Here is a 17,632-nt window from a genome sequence, read left to right on the forward strand (position 1 = left end):
CTTGTAAGGCTAGAATTGTCAGAGAAAATTAATTATTTTGTCTGACGCACAATCAACCCAGAGCAAGAAATGCTGAAGAAAACGATCGCCTAGATTAGAAGTAAGCTTTCCGAGGGAGCAGTTCGCCTATTTCCTAGTGTTAACTAGGAGTCAAATTCAGCTTATGGCATCCAAACACCAAGTCAGACAATATATTGCCTATTGGTTTCAGTTAGGCAAAAAGGTTTTAATTCACAATGGCAAAGAAGCGCTGCTGCCGCAACCTGTAATCCAGGGCGATCGCTACAGTGAAGAATTTGAAAGCTGCTGGCAGAAAATTATCTCACCAGAGTCAGGAGATTGTTATCTCGAAGGCACCCAGGAAACAATTGCCCAACTGCTGACACCAGGGTGGGACGTTTCACCTTGTGGGCGTTGCGAAATGCCCGTACCCATCAAGACAGTGGGAATGCCGCCAGAGTTGTGTCCCTGTAACGATTTGCCCAACTGGCCTAACACGGAAGTTCCACAACCGCGATCGCCTGTTAGCAGCCAATCTCGCTTAATTGAAATACGCGATCGCCTTCAGAGAGCCAGCGGCCAGTAAGACTTTTGCGGAGCCGGAGACGCTCCGCCTCCGGAGTTGTGAATTATTAACTTCTAACTCCTAATTCCTATTCCTCTGCACCTCATAAGTCATAAAGTCATATGCCAATTTCGTGTTCGGGAAAATGGCACGAGCTTCAGTTAGCAAATCATCTAACACAATGGCATTACCAGGAGCATAGCGGGGGCTGAAATGGGTCATAATCAGCTGGTTGACACCCGCAGCATAAGCCACTTGCGCCGCCATCGTTGAGGTAGAATGCAAGCGATCGAAAGCTAACTGGGCATCTTGATGAGCAAAGGTGGCTTCGTGAATTAACACATCTGCATCCCGCGACAATTCCACCGCCTCGTCACAATAAACCGTGTCTGTACAGTAAACAATTTTGCGCCCGATCTCTGTCTCGCCACACAAATCGGTTCCGCTAATTTGCCGTCCATCTAGCAGCGTTACTGTTTCGCCACGCTTGAGTTGCCCATAGACGCGACCAGGTGGAATTCCCATTTGGGCTGCTTTTTCCACATTGAAGCGCCCTGGACGGTCTTTTTCAGTTACTCGGTAGCCAAAAGCAGTCACCCGATGTTTTAGGGGAAGACAACTGACGATATATTCTTCATCTTCATACACTATCCCTGGTTGTACGGCGTGAACTTGGACGGGGTAAGAAAAATGAGTTGAAGAGTATTGTCTAGAAGCACGCAGGTATTCATTAAGACCAGCAGGGCCGTAGATATCCATGCGTTGAGTATTGCCAGCCAAACCACAGCTTGCTAAAAGACCCATTAAGCCGAAGATATGGTCTCCGTGCATATGGGTGATAAAAATGCGGTCTAGTTGACCCATTTTCAGGTCACTCCGCAAGAGTTGGTGTTGGGTGCCTTCGCCGCAGTCAAATAGCCAGAATTTTCCCCTCTGGGGTAGACGGAGAGCCACGCTGGAAACGTTGCGCGATCGCGTTGGCACACCTGAGCTTGTCCCTAAAAAAGTAATCTGCATTCTGTTCTAGACAACGATCACAAAGTCTGAAAATAATCCAACTATAACTATCAGCATACAATTTCAAAACAATGGCTGACACTGAAGTGGCAAACGTGATAAATATATCTACTTTATAGAAGATGTACCCGGTTGCATATACCAAACCAAGCGGATATGCTCTGGGGTGTTTTGAATTAAAGACTTTATTGTTGCTCTCAAAGCGGCTCAGGTTTAACGATCGCCATAACTAGAACGACCTTTATGTATAGTGTGAGGAAATTTCTCAGATGGTAACTCAGCGTCTCCAATTGCTCTTTCAAAGACTACTCCATCCTTCTTCATCCGGACTGACTATCTTATTGTGGATTGCCCTAGTTGCCCCTGCTCAAGCTGCGCTGGAATTGCGCGTAGCAATTCAACAAGGTGTTAGCAAGATTACCATAGGCAGTTCTACCAAAGCTGTAATCCGCGACGGTGCTGGTCGAGTTGTGGGAGAAATGGCACCAATGGATGGCAAAGAAGCCCGTTCATCTGGCGGTAGCGTGGCGATGGATGGACGGAAAGCCACGGATCTATTGATTGAGCCGACCAGTGGCGGATATGTTTGGATAGGCGATCGCTGGTATCGGGGTCGCGCCCGCATCGTTCCCTCAGGCAAAGGACTCACCGCCGTTAACCAAGTCGATTTAGAACAATATCTCTACAGCGTCTTAGGGGCAGAAATGGGCGGCAACTGGCCCTTGGAAGCGCTGAAGGCGCAAGCTGTCGCCGCCCGCACCTACGCCCTTTATAAACGCCAAACTTCTGGCAATGGCGTTTACGATCTTGGCGACACCCAAAGTTCCCAAGTTTACAAAGGTCTTGATACCGAAACTACAGGGACGCATCAAGCTGTAAATGCCACAGCAGGGCAAGTGCTAACTTACAACAACCAGCTGATTCTCGCCGTCTTCCATTCCTCCTCTGGAGGACACACGGAAAATGTGGAAAATGTTTGGACACAACCGCTTCCGTATTTGCGCGGTGTCGCAGACTACGACCAGGGAGCGCCCCCCTACCAGTGGCAGAAAACTTTCTCCAAGAGCGAACTCAGTCGCCTTCTCGGTGTGAGCAATATCAAAACCCTAGTCCCAGAGCGCACAACGCCTACGGGACGCATAATGACTATGAAAGTAGTGGGTAATGGGAGTACGCGGCGGATGAGCGGTAGTCAGTTGCGTAGCGCATTGGGACTTAAGAGTACCTGGTTCACCGTTAGTTCTTCCTCAACAGGTTTTCAGATCAATGGTCGCGGTTTCGGTCATGGTCTTGGTTTGAGCCAGTGGGGAGCTTATAATTTAGCTCAGCAGGGAGTAAACTATCAGCAAATTTTGGGACACTATTATCAGAACACGTCCCTTACTAGCCTTCAGGTTAAGTAAAAGTTAGGACGTGATGCAACTCAAAGAATCCCTGTGCAAAAGTGGGTATACATCTTTGTTCGATTTGACTACAGCAATTCAAGGGTTGGGTGCGATACATCTGTAGGGATATGGCAATGCCATGTCCCTATCAAGGTAGCTCTAACGTCAGAACCGCGATATATTCCACTGAACTGAGAAACCCTATATTTTGCGGGCGTCCGACCACAAAGCGTCAACGAAAAAGACTTGCAAGACAAAAAAAAGAAATCCCTCCTCTCTATGAATTCTCTAATCAACTAGGAGAGGAGGGTTGGGAAGTAGTGGGTTTGAATTACACCCCCTGTTGTGAATACGGGTTCTTCTTCAGACACCCAAAAGAATTGTTATGAACCGCTTTGATTGAGGCGCCGCTGCCATTCTGCATCAATTTTGTCAGATTGCTCAATTTCCTGTTCTATCAAGTCGTTTTCGGTGGTGTAAGCTAAATCATCACGACCGAGGACAGTTTTAGCAGCAAACTGTTGGGCATAGATGATTTTTTTCTGCAAGGCAGAATTGGCTTGATTTAACAAGATGGCACGATCTTGCCGCTTTTGATTCCTGCTTTCTACCCTTTTATTTTTGAATTGAATCCAGAAATAGCGAATTAAGGGGATTGCTAAGAAAGCTGTGCCGTAGCCTAATAAAATCCAGTAAATGGACTGTACGAAGGCGATCAGTCCGCCGGATTGTGCTAACTGCACTCCAACCTCACCCCGCAATAGGGAACCCAGAACTAAAGCACCGACGATATTCACCGCACCTAGTCCAGCTGAGAGCATATTCTGTCCGCTAGTGGCTTGACTAAAGCGCCAAGGACGCTCTCGGAGATAAGCACCGACTGCTTCGGAATTTCGCTCTTGGGCTGTAATTTGCAAGTCTGGGAAGTGATAAACTATGTCTCCGTCAGGGCTAACTTCCGGTTTCCCGTTAAATTTGGTTAGCACTGGCAGCATATAGTCTTCGTATTCTTTAGCCCATCCTGAGCCAGTTTCGTCGAGATATGGGGCGATTTGTTCTGCTGTTACAGCACCGCCGTTGTTGCGAATTACGGTAGCGATCGCACTCCAGCGACGTTCTTCTAAATCGGCGTTAGGATTACCATCGCCAAACAGAAAAGAGAAGACACCTTCTAGGAAGTTCATCTGTTTCTTTTCTGGAGATGCTACCCGCCGCCGTTCATAGCGATCGCCATAGTCTGGATAGAAAAACCACCAGATGTCTGGCCCAAACCAGAAGCGAGGCATGAAGATCATACCGCCGCCGCCGGAGTCATGGCTACCAGAATCGTCGTCACGACTGGCAGAAGCCGCAATCATGATGGCAGCGATCGCTACAAATATCAGCACAATCGACGCTATCAAGATAATCCCGAAGGAAATCCGGATCAGGTAAAACAAAACCTTCCAGATTTTTTCCCACCATTCCTTCAGCCGCAGCCGCAAAAACTTGTTGTTCAGAATTGACCGAAAATTTTTCGGGAACAGGTAGACAATTTCACCTGTTTCTGCTACCTGCAAATGTCCCCCGGCATCGGAGGCTAAAGCGAGTAATCCAGCCTCCGTCATGTTGACGTTTAATCCAGCCTGAGTTGCCACGTCGCCAACGGTAACGCGGTACCCCAGATGTTCAACTGCTCGCATGATGGTGGGATTTGGAGCCATGTCCGTCCCTCAATAAAAAAACTATTTGTCAATAATCTAAGTATAGAATTTTGGCTAAATAGACCGAGGGTAGGAATGACACCATCAATTGTAGCGATCGCTCTCTTGTCTTCTGTAGCGTTAGCAACACGAGCCACAGCAGCAAATCCAGAACACGTTCAACAATTGCTGAACACCAAACAATGTCCGGGGTGCGACTTAAGCGGTGCCGAATTGCGGGATGTTGATTTAAAGGCTGCTGATTTGCGCGGTGCTAATCTCGCTGGTGCTAATCTCAGCGCTGCAAATTTAAGCGGTGCTAATCTCGTGGGTGCCAATTTGGGGGGCGCTAGCTTGATTAATACCAATCTCAGTGGTGCAAATTTGAACGGTGTAAATCTTAACTATGCCGGATTAATCAAAGCTAATCTTACTAATGCTAACCTTGCTGGTGCTGGTTTGGTAGCCGCAAAATTACCAGGTGCCGATCTTAGCAATGCTGATTTGAGGCAAACTAATCTCACCAGTGCTGACTTGAGTAATGCAATTCTCAAAGCCGCAGATTTGCGGGGTGCTGATTTGCGAAATGCCGATTTGGAATATGCGATTTTGGATGGCGTTCAGCTAGATAGTGCTATTTTGCCTGATGGCACTTTGTACTATTAAGTATTATTTGAACTACTATAACCATCTGATTTTATTTGTGAAACTTACCTCGGCATGATAACGAACCACGGAGGACAAAAAATACATAGAGAGAAGTTATAGGAGAGACGGATAATTTTTCTATAGCAATCCTTGCGGGAGTTGTAAAATTCTCTCTTTTCTTTCTGAAGCGCCCTAGAGCGGTTCGTTTTTTTCCCAAATCAAATAGAACTGCTATATAAAATATTACTGTTACAACTTTGGATACAAACTACTAGCTGTAGAAATAAACCGTTAAGGTAAAGGTACTTTGACAAGCAATTATAAATAGAACAGTTATGGCACAGATTTCTCGTCGCCAGTTCTTCCTATTCGCTGGATCTACTCTAGGAACGTTAGGATTAAGCCAGTTTAATATTCAACGACAGGCGGATTGGTACGGCAAAGTTCTGGCAAAAAGTACCCCTCGCAAACTTGCCTTACTCGTCGGCATCAATAATTATCCCGATAAACCTCCAATTACACCTTTGCGAGGGTGTGTCAATGATGTGGCGTTGCAGCGTCATCTCCTGATCCACCGCTTTGGTTTCAATCCCAAAGATATCTACACTCTGACTGATGCACAAGCAACTCGCAAAGGAATTCTAGAGGCATTTGAAGAACATTTGATTAAACAAGCCAAGCCTGGAGATGTGGTAGTGTATCACTACTCAGGACACGGTTCTCGTCTTTCCGATCCAGATCCAATTGTTGTTGAACCAGGTAGTAAGAGTGGATTAAACGGCACTTTCGTTCCGGTTGATGCCACACTACCCACCGGATACCCAGAAAAAGGCGGTGTCGTCAAGGACATTATGGGACACACATTGTTCCTGCTGATGTCAGCGTTGCAAACTGAAAATTTCACTGCTGTTCTAGATAGTTGTTACTCTGGTGGTGCTACCAGGGATCGTCGGGTGCGATCGCGAGATGGAGGCATGAACCTACAGATTTCTCCTGAAGAAAAAGCGTATCAACAAAGGTGGCTGTCACAACTGAAGCTTTCTGGCGAAGAATTTGTCAAGCGGTATCGGGAGGGAGTTGCCAAAGGAGTTGTACTCGCTGCAACAGATCCTTCTCAAACGGCGGCAGATGCACGTTTTAATGGCTTCCATGCAGGAGCATTTACCTATCTACTGACGCAGTATCTCTGGCAGCAAACGAGTACACCGGAGAGTGCGATCGCCCACGCAACTAAACACATGCTGGATGCAGATAACCAAACTCCCCGTTATGAAGTTAAAGTTGGCAGTGGGTATGAAAAGCAACCTATCTATTTCATCAACACCCCAAGTTCAGTAGCAAATGCAGTCATTACCGAAGTTAAAGGAAATAAGGCAACCTTGTGGTTGGGTGGTTTAGACTTGGCAACTATTGAAAATGGCACGGTGTTTACTATTATCGGTGCTAAGCGAGGTAGTGCAGGTAAAGTGACCCTCCAATCTCGTGAGGGCTTAATTGGAATAGCGACAGTTGAGGAGGTTGTTAAACCAGGGACACTGTTGCAGAAGATGGACTAATTGTGTTTTATTTGTTGTCCCTACATCCGCCAGCGATTTAAATCGCTGGCTCACTACGAAAGTCCTCTAAAGAGGACTAAACAATTCAAATAGAAATTTTGGCTTTTTTAGTCAGTTTAAACTGACTTGAGCTATTAGCCAGGGGTTTAAACCCCTGGCGGGTGAGTGGGCAAGCGAAAAATGCAGATAAATTATATTAAACAGCACATCCGCCTGCGATTTAAATCGCAGGCTCACAGCGAAAGTCCTCTAAAGAGGACTAAACATATCAAATAGAAATTTTGGCTCTATTTAGTCAGTTTCAACTGACTTGAGCTATTAGCCAGGGGTTTAAACCCCTAACGGGCTGGCAGACTAGCGAAAAGTATGCCTAAATTATGTTAGATAACAGCGAATAATTTGAATGGCTCTTTGGCGACTTTACTACCATCTTGTTTGGGGAACAAAACAGCGTGCGCCTCTGATTAGTCCTGACAGAGAAACTAGACTTTACCATTACATTCTTGGCAAAGCTGACGCTCTAGCTTGTATTGTTCATGCCATCGGTGGCGTAGAAGATCATATTCATCTAGTGGTTTCCATTCCCCCGACACTATCAATTGCTGATTTTGTTAAAAATATAAAAGGTAGTAGCGCCCATTATCTAAATCATGCATTGTCTGCTGCTCCAAATAAATTTGGTTGGCAAGAGGGATATGGTGTATTTTCTCTAGGAAGTAAGCAACTAGATCAAGCCGTAGCATACGTTCAAAATCAGAAAGCACATCATTTGAACGGGACGACCGTAACGTCTTTAGAAGAATATAATCATCAAGATGATTTCCCAAGCCGCTGGCATCCCAGATAAAAGACGCATCGAATTTAATCCAGTCCGCCAGTTTAAACCCCTGGCTAATAGCGAAAGTCCTCTTAAGAGGACTATTCAAAGATTTCAGTTTATTTTAATGGACTTTAGCTTAAACTATGGAGATTAATTTTTGGGCGGGTGAGCTTTGAAATTTGTGGGCGAGATTTTTATATTTGCTTACGAGTATAAAAATCTCGTTGACGAAATTCTATTACTCACTCTAGCAATTTTAATACTTGTCGATGAGACTTTTATACTCACTGACGAGTTATCAAGATTCATCAATGAGACTTTTATACTTACTTACGAGTTATAAAGACTCGTTCACGAAATGTTGAACTTTACCCGTGAGTTGCAAAGACTCGTTGCGGAGATTTTACTTTTGAGCAACGAGTCTTTTTGCATCCTACGAGACAGGCGTAGCTTTGGGAGACTTGGTGCGGATTGCCTTAAAGCGATCGCCTAACTGTTCGGCAAGGGTTTTTAGCCCAGGAGTCTTTTTCGCAGCCGTCTTTACGTAATCATAAACTGTCAAACTGCTGCTCATGGCTTCGCTGCTGACTGCCATCAGCGTATCATCCACCTGTTCGGTCAGTTGTTGAAGTTTGAATAAAATTTCGGTAAGTGAAGCGGTTAGCTGATAGTCCCGCACAAATTCCTCTATGTCAAAACTAGCAGGGAGAATGTCGCGGTTGGATTGGGCAGCAGTAAGACTATTGTTGACAAAAGTAAGGCTTTTAGATCCCATCTTAAACAGTTTGCGTCGTTCTTCGGTAGACAGGGTAATCAAGAAAGGCAGCTTTTGTTCGATAGTCTCAAGCGCTGCTTTGATTTCTTGGACATCGGTTTGTGAAAGGGAGGCAGAGATGTTTTGATAAGGCATTGGAGAACTCCGGCGATGATTTTGGTGGGTGATGGCGATCGCATTTGCCATCTATTCTTAGGATTCCCAGTCAAAAGCGCGATCGCACACCAGATTTATCTAGTTAACTCAAATATTGCTCCTGCATTATTCTTCCGCCGTGGACTTAAGTCCACGGCTTATAGCTGAAGTCCACTAAAGTGGACTCTGAAAAGCATTCGAGTCCTCTTTAGAGGACTTTTGCTATTAGCCAGGGGTTTAAACCCCTGGCGGATGTCTGGCGGATGTCTGGCGGATGTTTGGCGGATATCTGGCAGATGTCCGGTTAGCACCAGATGCAACTCGAACGAATCAACCCTACCTCTCCACCAGCAAACATCCCCTGAAAACTGCACATCGCCTATAACAGAAGTAACCCTTTCAATCTCTACCGAGGGAAAGTCGCCATGATTCAAACAGAATCCAAACTAATGACCCTAGACGACTTTCTGGACTGGTATCCAGACGGCTACGGTCGCTATGAACTACATAATGGAGTCGTTGTCGAAATGCAACCCACTGGAACTCACGAACGAGTCGGAGGAGAACTTGCCACCGACTTAGGAATCGAAATTCGACGGTTACAACTTCCTTACTTCATTCCTCGGCAATGTATCGTCAAACCTATCGATTCCGACAACTCTGGCTATATCCCTGATGTCATCGTTCTAGATGAAAATGCCCTAGACTCCGAACCGATGTGGAAGAAACGTTCCACAATTACTAAGGGCGAAACAGTACGCCTCATTATTGAAGTAGTCAGCACTAACTGGCAAGACGACTATTTAACTAAATTAGCGGAATACGAAAAGCTCGGAATTCCTGAATACTGGATTGTAGACTATCTCGGTTTGGGAGGTAGGCGCTACATCGGCAACCCGAAGCAACCTACTATTTCGGTTTACCAACTGGTTGATGGCGAGTATATCTTTAATCAGTTTAGAGAAAATGACCGGATTGAATCGCCAGCTTTCCCAGAGTTGAATTTGACAGCCGCACAGATTTTTAAATTTGGGCAATGATGAGGAGTTATGACTGAGATAGTAGCTAAACCCATTGAAGACATCGTGCCAAGAAAATCGTCTTTCCTGTTGCGCCTGGTATCGTTGCCAGGGATAGTTCATCAAAGTTTGGCGCTATTTATCGGTGTTCTCTTATTGTCAGAATCCGTCGCTGCCATACCAGCAGGGATAGGGGTAAGAATAAGCCAACAGCCAGCCGCTACTGAGGAAGACGCAACCCGCGCCGCAGCCGGGCGAGCCTATAAGGAAGGAGATCAGCTATATCAGCAAGGAACAGCAGAATCTCTGCGACAGGCAATTGCCAAATTGAACGAGGCACTCCCCCTTTATCAAGCAGTCGGCGACAAAAAAGGGGAAGCCGTCACCCTCTTGGGCATCGGCAAAATCTACGACGCATTAGGAGAAAAGCAAAAAGCCCTGGAATTCTACAACCAATCCTTGCCCTTGAGTCGGGCTACTGGGGACAAAGTAGGGGAAGGCGTTACTCTCAACAACATCGGTCGAGTCTACTCCGATTTAGGAGAAAAGCAAAAAGCCCTGGAATTCTACAACCAATCCTTGCCCTTGAGACGGGCTACTGGGGACAAAGTAGGGGAAGGCGCTACTCTCAACAACATCGGTCTAGTCTACGACGCATTAGGAGAAAAGCAAAAAGCCCTGGAATTCTACAACCAATCCTTGCCCTTGAGTCGGGCTACTGGGGACAAGGCAGTGGAAGCCCGTACCCTCAACAACATCGGTGGAGTTTACGACGCATTAGGAGAAAAGCAAAAAGCCCTGGAATTCTACAACCAATCCTTGCCCTTGAGTCGGGCTACTGGGGACAAGGCAGTGGAAGGCGTTACTCTCTATAATGTTGCCTACCTAGAACGCAACCGAGGCAATCTCAACGAAGCTTTCATTCAGATGGAGGCTGCCATTGAAATTTTTGAAAAACTCCGCACCAACGTTGCTAGCCAGCAACTCCGCGCCTCATACTTCGCTACAGTGCAGAATTATTACAAGTTCTACATTGACCTGCTGATGCAGTTGCACAAACAGCAACCCTCCAAAGGGTTCGACGCTCTAGCCCTAAATGCCAGCGAACGCGCCAAGGCACGCAATCTCTTAGAACTCCTCACCGAAGCAAACGTTAACATTCGCTCTCGTGGAAACTCTGAATTAATTAAACAAGAGCGCACCTTACAACAGCAACTCAATGCCGCCGAACAAAGCCGGGTAAAACTCCTCGAAGGTTCCTATAACAACAAACAGTTAGCCGAGATTAAACAACAAATTGAATCCCTTCTCACCGAACTAGATCGAGTCCAAGCGGAAATCCGCGTGAAAAACCCCGCCTATGCAGCAATCTCTCAACCGGGAGCCTTCACCCTCAACCTGCAACAAATTCAACAACAGGTACTCGATGACAATACCCTGCTATTGGAATATTCTTTAGGTAGCGATCGCAGCTATCTCTGGGCAGTCACCAAAACAGGCATCACCAGCTACGAACTCCCCAAACGCGCCGACATCGAAGCCGCAGCCAAAGAATTCTACAATCAACTCAAATCGGAAACAGGTAGCCTAGAATCTGGCATGAAATTGAGCCAGATTCTACTCTCCCCCGTAGCAAATCAACTAAGTAACAAACGCTTACTCATCGTCAGCGACGGCGCATTGCAATCAATTCCCTTTGCTGCACTGCCGATACCCCGCCCGGAGATTAATCTCCGGGCTAATAGCGAAAGTCCGTTAAAACGGACTAACTCTAAATTGCCAGTCGGTTTCAACCGACTTGAGCTATTAGCCAGGGATTTGAATCCCTGGCGGGTAACGGGTACAAACCAATCCACCTCCCCCACTCCCCTCCTCGTCCAAAACGAAATCGTCTCTCTCCCCTCCGCCTCAACCTTAGGCGTATTACGAAGTCAACTCAAAGGACGCGCACCTGCTGCAAAAACCGTCGCCGTCTTAGCAGATCCCATCTTCACCTCCGACGACAAGCGGTTGACATCCCAACCCCAGCAAAGCAACACTACAATTGCCAGCGACGCCAAACGATCTGCCGAAGAAGCTTGTCGCACCTCCGATCTCGAACGACTTGAGTACAGCAGTAAAGAAGCTGAACAGATTCTCAAACTTGTACCTGCTTCTCAACACCTACAAGCCTTGGGTTCTAAAGCTTCTCACGCTACAGCCACCAGTCCCGATTTAGCTCAGTATCGCATGGTGCATTTCGCCACTCACGGCTGCGTCAACGAAGATCAACCACAATTATCCGGCTTGGTGCTATCCCTGTTTGATGACAAAGGCAATCCGACAAATAATGGTTTCCTGCGTCTCCACGACATCTACAACCTCAATCTCCCCGCCGAACTCGTCGTCCTCAGCGCCTGCGAAACCGGACTCGGAAAAGATGTCAAAGGAGAAGGACTCGTTGGGTTGACACGCGGCTTTATGTATGCAGGTGCAAAGCGAGTCGCTGTGAGTTTGTGGCGCGTCAATGATGTGGCAACGTCAAAGCTGATGGAGAAATACTACCAACAGATGCTGGACAAAGGGCTAAATCCCGTAGCCGCCCTGAGAGCAGCACAGATAGAAATGTGGCAAACTGAGCAATGGAAAGCCCCCTACTACTGGGCGGCTTTTGTGGTGCAAGGCGAGTGGAGATAATTAACACGCGATTAAATTTAGCACTACCAAGTGGGTTGATTAAGGAAAAGATGCGATCGCATCTCTTCATCTCAACCCAGTTAATGACCAACCAAAGCGCGTTAAATTAGCTTAAAGAGCATTATTGAACGATACACTGACAGGCTACACTTTCGCATTAGCGCAGAATTACAGACACAGATATGCCAAGAACTCAACGCAACGACAACTTTATTGACAAAAGCTTCACGGTAATGGCGGATATAATCCTGAAGATCCTGCCAACCGATAAGAAGGCAAAAGAAGCCTTCGCCTACTACCGCGATGGTATGTCAGCGCAGGCGGATGGAGAATACGCCGAAGCCTTGGACAATTACAGGGAAGCCTTGACATTAGAGGAAGACCCTTACGACCGCAGCTATATCCTCTACAATATGGGGCTGATATATGCCAGCAATGGCGAACTTGAGCAGGCTTTGGAATACTACTATGAGGCGATTGAACTCAACCCGCGTATTCCCCAAGCCTTGAATAATATTGCCGTGATTTTCCATTACCAAGGAGAAAGGGCAAAAGAAGCTGGGGACATGGACAGCGCAGAAGCTTTATATGACAAAGCAGCCGAGTATTGGAAACAAGCAATCAGCATGGCTCCCAATAACTACATCGAAGCCCAAAACTGGCTCAAAACCACTGGACGCTCTACGATCGATGTATTCTTCTAGCTATTAGCTATAGCAGTCCTATTTGATTTGTGAAAACAACGAACCGCCCAGACACAGAGAAAGAGAAGTTTACAACTCATTTAGGATTGCTATATTAGCTATTAGCTACTAACCAATGACCACTAACAACTAAAGAAATCTGATGATTGACCGCGAACAAGTTCGTAAAGTTGCCCATCTCGCTCGTCTGGATATGAACCCTGAAGAAGAGGAGCAACTTACTACTCAATTGGGTAGTATTTTAGAATATTTTGAACAACTAAGCGAACTAGATGTCAGCGATGTGGAGCCCACAACACGGGCAATTGATGTCAGCAATGTGACGCGACCAGATGAAATGGAAGCCTATCCCAATCGGGAAGCTATCCTTACTGGTGCGCCAGATCGGGAAGAGGATTTCTTTAAGGTGCCGCAAATTTTAAGTGCTGAATAAACAGATGTTTATAAAGTGGATAGTACCCACCTTATAAACTTTGTTTCTAGTATTTTGATAAGTGCAAGCTGTCAAAGGAGAAAACTATGGGTCTGGGTGTTCTTGTTGATGGAAAATGGGTCAGCGAACGGGAACAAGAAGACTCCCAAGGAAAATTTATTCGCCCCTCGACGACATTCCGCAACAAAATTACAGCCGATGGTTCTAGTGGCTTTAAGGCTGAGCCGGGCCGCTATCATCTCTATATTTCCTGGGCTTGTCCTTGGGCGCAGCGAACCGCGATTATGCGAAACTTGAAGGGGCTGGAGGATGTTATCAGCCTCTCAGTTGTTGGCGCGGTAATCAATCAAAATAGTTGGGAATTTACTGATGAGCCAGGTACGATTCCCGATACTGTGAACGGAAAAAATTATCTTTGGGAAGTCTATCGGGAAGCAGATGAAAATTACAGCGGTCGAGTGACTGTTCCTGTGCTTTGGGATAAAGAAAATGCGACGATTGTAAATAATGAATCTCGCGAAATTATCCGGATGTTTGATACGGAATTCGAGGATTTCGCTAAGTCAAATGTGAATTTTTATCCGTCAGATTTACAGGAGGCGGTTGATAATACTATCGATGCTATTTATCAACCAATTAATAATGGCGTTTATCGGGCGGGATTTGCTACTAGCCAAGCAGCGTATGAGGAAGGCGTAACAGACTTATTCGATGCTCTCGACCATTGGGAAAAGGTCTTAGATAGGCAACGCTACCTTTGTGGCGATCGCATAACTGAGGCAGACTGGTGTATGTTCACAACGCTGTTGCGCTTCGATGCGGTGTACTATGTCCATTTCAAATGCAACTTGCGCCGCATTGTTGACTATCCCAATTTGTGGAACTACCTCAAAGACCTTTACCAACAGCCAGGGGTGAAGGAAACTTGCAGCCTAGACCACATCAAACGGCACTACTACAAAAGCCACCCAAAAGTCAACCCGACTCGAATTGTGCCTAAAGGGCCGTTAATTGATTTTGACGCACCCCACAACCGCGAACAGCGATCGCATACGCCTGCGGCAATCGCCTGAGATTCGCTGCTGTTAAAGTATGATTTCAACACAAGAGACGCGATTAATCGCGTCTCTTTATCTTTGTGCTTCCTTAAAAAAGGGGGCAAAGAGTATTTAACCGCAGATTTGTTGCAGTGTAGGGGTGAAGTCAGGGTAGGAAATAGCCGCCGCTTCGGCACGGTTAATTGTGGTAGTCCCAGAGGCGTTGAGGGCGGCAATGGCGAGGCTCATAGCTATCCGGTGGTCGGTATGACTATCAACATCGATGCCTGTGAGGGGAGTACCGCCAGTAATTTCTAGCCCATCTGGTAGTTCTGTAACCCTGGCTCCCATACGATTGAGTTGGGATGCGATGACAGCAATGCGATCGCTTTCTTTCACCCGCAACTCAGCTGCATCCCGAATTACGGTAGTTCCTTGGGCAAAAACAGCCGCCACTGCCAAAATCGGTATTTCATCAATCAGACGGGGAATCAAATCGCCAGCAATTTCGCACGCTTTAAGGGAACTAGAACGTACCCGTAAATCTGCCACAGGTTCGCCAGCAACAACCCGCTGATTTTCCATCTTAATATCTGCTCCCATCATCTCCAGAGCCTCCAGAATGCCGGTGCGGGTAGGATTAACACCCACATTTTCAACCCATAGCTCAGAACCCGGCACAATCGCCCCAGCGACCAGCCAAAAGGCAGCTGAACTGATATCGCCGGGAACAATAACATTTTGTCCTGTAAGTTGCGCTGGGCCAGTAATGGTGACACTGTTGGTTTCTAGGTCTAGCTTGATTTCTGCGCCAAAGGCTCGTAGCATCCTTTCGCTGTGATCGCGGGATAGCGCAGGTTCGGTAACAGTGGTTTGTCCCTCGGTCATCAACCCAGCTAGAAGGATGCAGGATTTGACTTGTGCTGACGCTATAGGCGACTGATAGTGGATTGGTGAAAGCTGCTGCCCTTGAATCGCCAGTGGGGCTAGAGAACCGCTTTGACGCCCCCAAATTTGTGCGCCCATTTGTTGCAAAGGTTTGACAACGCGGGACATAGGACGCGATCGCAGGGAACTATCACCCGTAACTGTAAAAAAATGCCCTGGATGAGAAGCTAGAAGTCCCAGCATTAGTCGCATGGTGGTGCCTGAGTTTCCAGCACTCAAAATATCAACGGGTTCTTGCAGTAACCCCAGTCCGATACCCTGAACCCGCACCAGTTCTGTGTTGAGTTCGGAAATTTCAGCCCCCATAGCCCGGAAACAGCTAGCGGTGCTGCGGGGGTCTTCTCCTAAGAGTAGTCCCTGAATTTGGGTTTCTCCTTGCGCGATCGCTCCCAACATCAGGGCGCGGTGAGAAATCGACTTATCCCCCGGCACCCGGATATGTCCTTGTAAGGATAGCCCGGATGCGGGTCTTTGCACGATCAAGTTATCCCGATCTTCAGTAGTTTTCAGCGTGACAACTGCGGTAGGCATGGGGATGGAGTGGGATAAGGTTGCAAATAGCGATCTTACCAAGGCAATGACATAGAGCGATCGCCTACTGCTTCCAAAGCCCAATAACTACCGCTGAAAGCCCATCCCAAGTTTCTTTTTACCCTTGCCCTTAGGCTTTGATTTATTGACTTCTGCCAGAGCTTCTTGAAACAGATTATGTAAGTGCAGTGGGACACTGGCAATTTCTGGTAAATATGGCTCTAGCGGCTTGTTGTATTCTTGCAGGAGAGCATCCAAATCGCTAATCTTAAACTCTGGACGCTGTAATACTGTTTGCAATAGCTTTTCCAACTGGTTTGGGTACGCTTTAGCTAACCGATGCCAGATGAAGACGTTAATCGCTGGATCTTCTAGATATTGGCGAACCAGTTTTTCTGCACCTTCGATGTTTTGCCAGTCTTCTGCTTCTAGCATTGCCTTAAAACGGCTGTAAGTTGGCAGAAAAAGCTGACCCCATCGGGGATGGGTGAGGGCTGTTAACTGTTCAGCTTTCTTCAAAGAAGCAGGTAACTCAACTTTGGGTGTCACCATTTTAGTTGGGTTTTTACTGTCAAACATTTTCGCGATCTCTTTTGAGTCAGCCCCCGCTTCTTCTGCCGCTGCTTTCATTTCCTCTTGTGTCATCCCAGCTTCTTCGGCTAACTCAGAAAGGGATTTGTTTTCATCAATGCCTGCTGCTGCGAAGCGCCGTTTGGTAAGTATCTCCTGAAATTCTTCAATTTTCTTATTCAGTTGATATCCCGGTAGGGTTACTTCGTCGCTACCAAAAAATTCCAGAAAATCTTGGTGATATTGCTCTACTGACTGCCAGGCCAGCTCTAGCAGTTCTGGAGCGTCGCTGTAAAGGGCGTTCTTGTAGTTGTCCTTAAAGTTGCCAATTGCCACTGCCAGCTTTGGTTTACCCAATCGACCCATTGGTATACAAGGGCCAGAGAACATCCAGTAGGTATCTGTTATCGGAGCAATGCGACTCAGTAAAATTTCCCCCTCCTTAAACCGCGTCATTTCTTCTAATGTCAGGGGATTGTTTGGCTTGACGATGTAGTGCTTTGCAGTTAGCCAATTCATCAGCTCAAAGCCATCCGGTAGCACTTGGATTACAGCAAATAGAGCAATGAAGCTCCGCCGCCAGTTGCTAACTAAGTTGCGATCGCTTGGTGACAAATCTGGCTGGTTTTCCAGAAAAATATCTAAAGTTTCTCTATCACCAACTTTTCCTTCTGTCAAGAAGGTATCAATTATCAAGTCTCTTTGAGCAATATCCTGACGCTCAGAGCGGGACTTTTGTGCCGCATAAGTTTCTAAGGATTCCGCCAGTTCTCCTTCTGCTTCCATAACAAACTCAATCAAAGCTTGTTTAAGAAAGTGCGATCGCTCCAGTATTGCATCCACAGCTCAATCTCTCTGTTCAACAATTCTAGATTAAAGGTTATTCGAGAAATCGCACCTTTCTCTGAAGGTTGAATTGAAGTCACTATATTCAAATTCAATTCAGTTTCAATTCATCAGTATAAAAATAAAAATAATAAAGCCCTCTCCTGCTAAGGATGAGGGCTTTATGTTAAGAATAACCTGGCACTGAGCTATTTTCCCAGGCAGTCACCCACCAAGTATCTTCGCCGCAGCCGCGTTTCACCTCCGAGTTCGGGATGGAGTCGGTGTGGTTCCACAGCGCTAATA

The 17,632-nt window shown here is 46.6% G+C and carries 16 protein-coding genes and 1 rRNA gene; 11 read left to right on the forward strand and 6 right to left on the reverse strand.

The genetic code is table 11. The features are described 5' to 3' along the window. Positions 1–163 precede the first annotated feature (163 nt). Positions 164–586, forward strand: a complete 423-nt coding sequence (locus H6F66_RS16420; RefSeq protein ID WP_190423224.1) for a hypothetical protein — start codon at positions 164–166, stop codon at positions 584–586. 60 nt (positions 587–646) lie between these two features. Here the strand turns inward: H6F66_RS16420 and H6F66_RS16425 are convergent, their stop codons facing one another. After that, entirely contained in the window at positions 647–1,582 is a 936-nt protein-coding gene (locus tag H6F66_RS16425) for a ribonuclease Z (RefSeq protein WP_190423226.1), read from the reverse strand. A 269-nt stretch (positions 1,583–1,851) separates the two neighbouring features. Between H6F66_RS16425 and H6F66_RS16430 the strand changes: the two genes are divergently transcribed. Continuing rightward, the gene (locus H6F66_RS16430; protein WP_190423227.1) at positions 1,852–2,985 is read left to right on the forward strand and encodes a SpoIID/LytB domain-containing protein; all 1,134 of its coding nucleotides are present in this window, start codon (positions 1,852–1,854) and stop codon (positions 2,983–2,985) included. 365 nt (positions 2,986–3,350) lie between these two features. Here H6F66_RS16430 and H6F66_RS16435 read toward each other — a convergent pair whose 3' ends face one another. Then, complete coding sequence (locus tag H6F66_RS16435; RefSeq protein ID WP_190423229.1) at positions 3,351–4,670, reverse strand: hypothetical protein; 1,320 nt, start codon at positions 4,668–4,670, stop codon at positions 3,351–3,353. A 75-nt stretch (positions 4,671–4,745) separates the two neighbouring features. Here H6F66_RS16435 and H6F66_RS16440 point away from each other — a divergent pair, with 75 nt between their 5' ends. The 3 genes from H6F66_RS16440 (at position 4,746) to tnpA (ending at position 7,700) form a co-directional block, all read left to right on the forward strand. Further along, positions 4,746–5,315 carry a pentapeptide repeat-containing protein gene (locus H6F66_RS16440; protein WP_190423231.1) on the forward strand — a complete coding sequence of 190 codons (570 nt, stop codon included), beginning with the start codon at positions 4,746–4,748 and terminating at the stop codon, positions 5,313–5,315. 317 nt (positions 5,316–5,632) lie between these two features. Continuing rightward, on the forward strand, positions 5,633–6,853 hold the full coding sequence (locus H6F66_RS16445; RefSeq protein ID WP_190423233.1) for a caspase family protein: 1,221 nt from the start codon (positions 5,633–5,635) through the stop codon (positions 6,851–6,853). Positions 6,854–7,256: 403 nt separating this feature from the next. Continuing rightward, positions 7,257–7,700, forward strand: a complete 444-nt coding sequence (gene tnpA, locus H6F66_RS16450; RefSeq protein ID WP_190423235.1) for an IS200/IS605 family transposase — start codon at positions 7,257–7,259, stop codon at positions 7,698–7,700. 406 nt (positions 7,701–8,106) lie between these two features. Here the strand turns inward: tnpA and H6F66_RS16455 are convergent, their stop codons facing one another. Then, a complete protein-coding gene (locus H6F66_RS16455; RefSeq protein ID WP_190423237.1) occupies positions 8,107–8,583 on the reverse strand; it encodes a hypothetical protein in 477 nt (158 codons plus the stop codon). A gap of 15 nt (positions 8,584–8,598) precedes the next feature. Here H6F66_RS16455 and H6F66_RS16460 point away from each other — a divergent pair, with 15 nt between their 5' ends. From H6F66_RS16460 to H6F66_RS16485, 6 genes are all read left to right on the forward strand, one after another. Beyond that, a complete protein-coding gene (locus H6F66_RS16460) occupies positions 8,599–8,751 on the forward strand; it encodes a hypothetical protein (RefSeq protein ID WP_190447399.1) in 153 nt (50 codons plus the stop codon). A gap of 257 nt (positions 8,752–9,008) precedes the next feature. Then, entirely contained in the window at positions 9,009–9,623 is a 615-nt protein-coding gene (locus H6F66_RS16465; RefSeq protein WP_190423241.1) for a Uma2 family endonuclease, read from the forward strand. 9 nt (positions 9,624–9,632) lie between these two features. Beyond that, on the forward strand, positions 9,633–12,278 hold the full coding sequence (locus H6F66_RS16470) for a CHAT domain-containing tetratricopeptide repeat protein (RefSeq protein ID WP_190423243.1): 2,646 nt from the start codon (positions 9,633–9,635) through the stop codon (positions 12,276–12,278). A gap of 182 nt (positions 12,279–12,460) precedes the next feature. After that, a complete protein-coding gene (locus H6F66_RS16475; RefSeq protein ID WP_190423245.1) occupies positions 12,461–12,982 on the forward strand; it encodes a photosystem I assembly protein Ycf3 in 522 nt (173 codons plus the stop codon). A 142-nt stretch (positions 12,983–13,124) separates the two neighbouring features. Then, entirely contained in the window at positions 13,125–13,415 is a 291-nt protein-coding gene (gene gatC, locus H6F66_RS16480) for an Asp-tRNA(Asn)/Glu-tRNA(Gln) amidotransferase subunit GatC (protein WP_190423248.1), read from the forward strand. Positions 13,416–13,501: 86 nt separating this feature from the next. Beyond that, positions 13,502–14,488: a glutathione S-transferase family protein gene (locus tag H6F66_RS16485; RefSeq protein WP_190423249.1), complete on the forward strand. Its 987-nt coding sequence runs from the start codon at positions 13,502–13,504 to the stop codon at positions 14,486–14,488. A 96-nt stretch (positions 14,489–14,584) separates the two neighbouring features. Here the strand turns inward: H6F66_RS16485 and aroA are convergent, their stop codons facing one another. From aroA to rrf, 3 genes are all read right to left on the reverse strand, one after another. After that, the gene (gene aroA / locus H6F66_RS16490) at positions 14,585–15,931 is read right to left on the reverse strand and encodes a 3-phosphoshikimate 1-carboxyvinyltransferase (RefSeq protein ID WP_190423258.1); all 1,347 of its coding nucleotides are present in this window, start codon (positions 15,929–15,931) and stop codon (positions 14,585–14,587) included. Between the two features lie 87 nt (positions 15,932–16,018). After that, positions 16,019–17,344 (reverse strand): hypothetical protein, encoded by a 1,326-nt coding sequence (locus H6F66_RS16495; protein WP_190423252.1) that lies wholly within the window; start codon positions 17,342–17,344, stop codon positions 16,019–16,021. A gap of 178 nt (positions 17,345–17,522) precedes the next feature. Continuing rightward, a 5S ribosomal RNA gene (gene rrf / locus H6F66_RS16500) occupies positions 17,523–17,632 on the reverse strand; the annotation flags it as partial.

The organism is Trichocoleus sp. FACHB-6 (assembly GCF_014695815.1).
Taxonomy (GTDB): domain Bacteria; phylum Cyanobacteriota; class Cyanobacteriia; order Cyanobacteriales; family FACHB-T130; genus Funiculus; species Funiculus sociatus.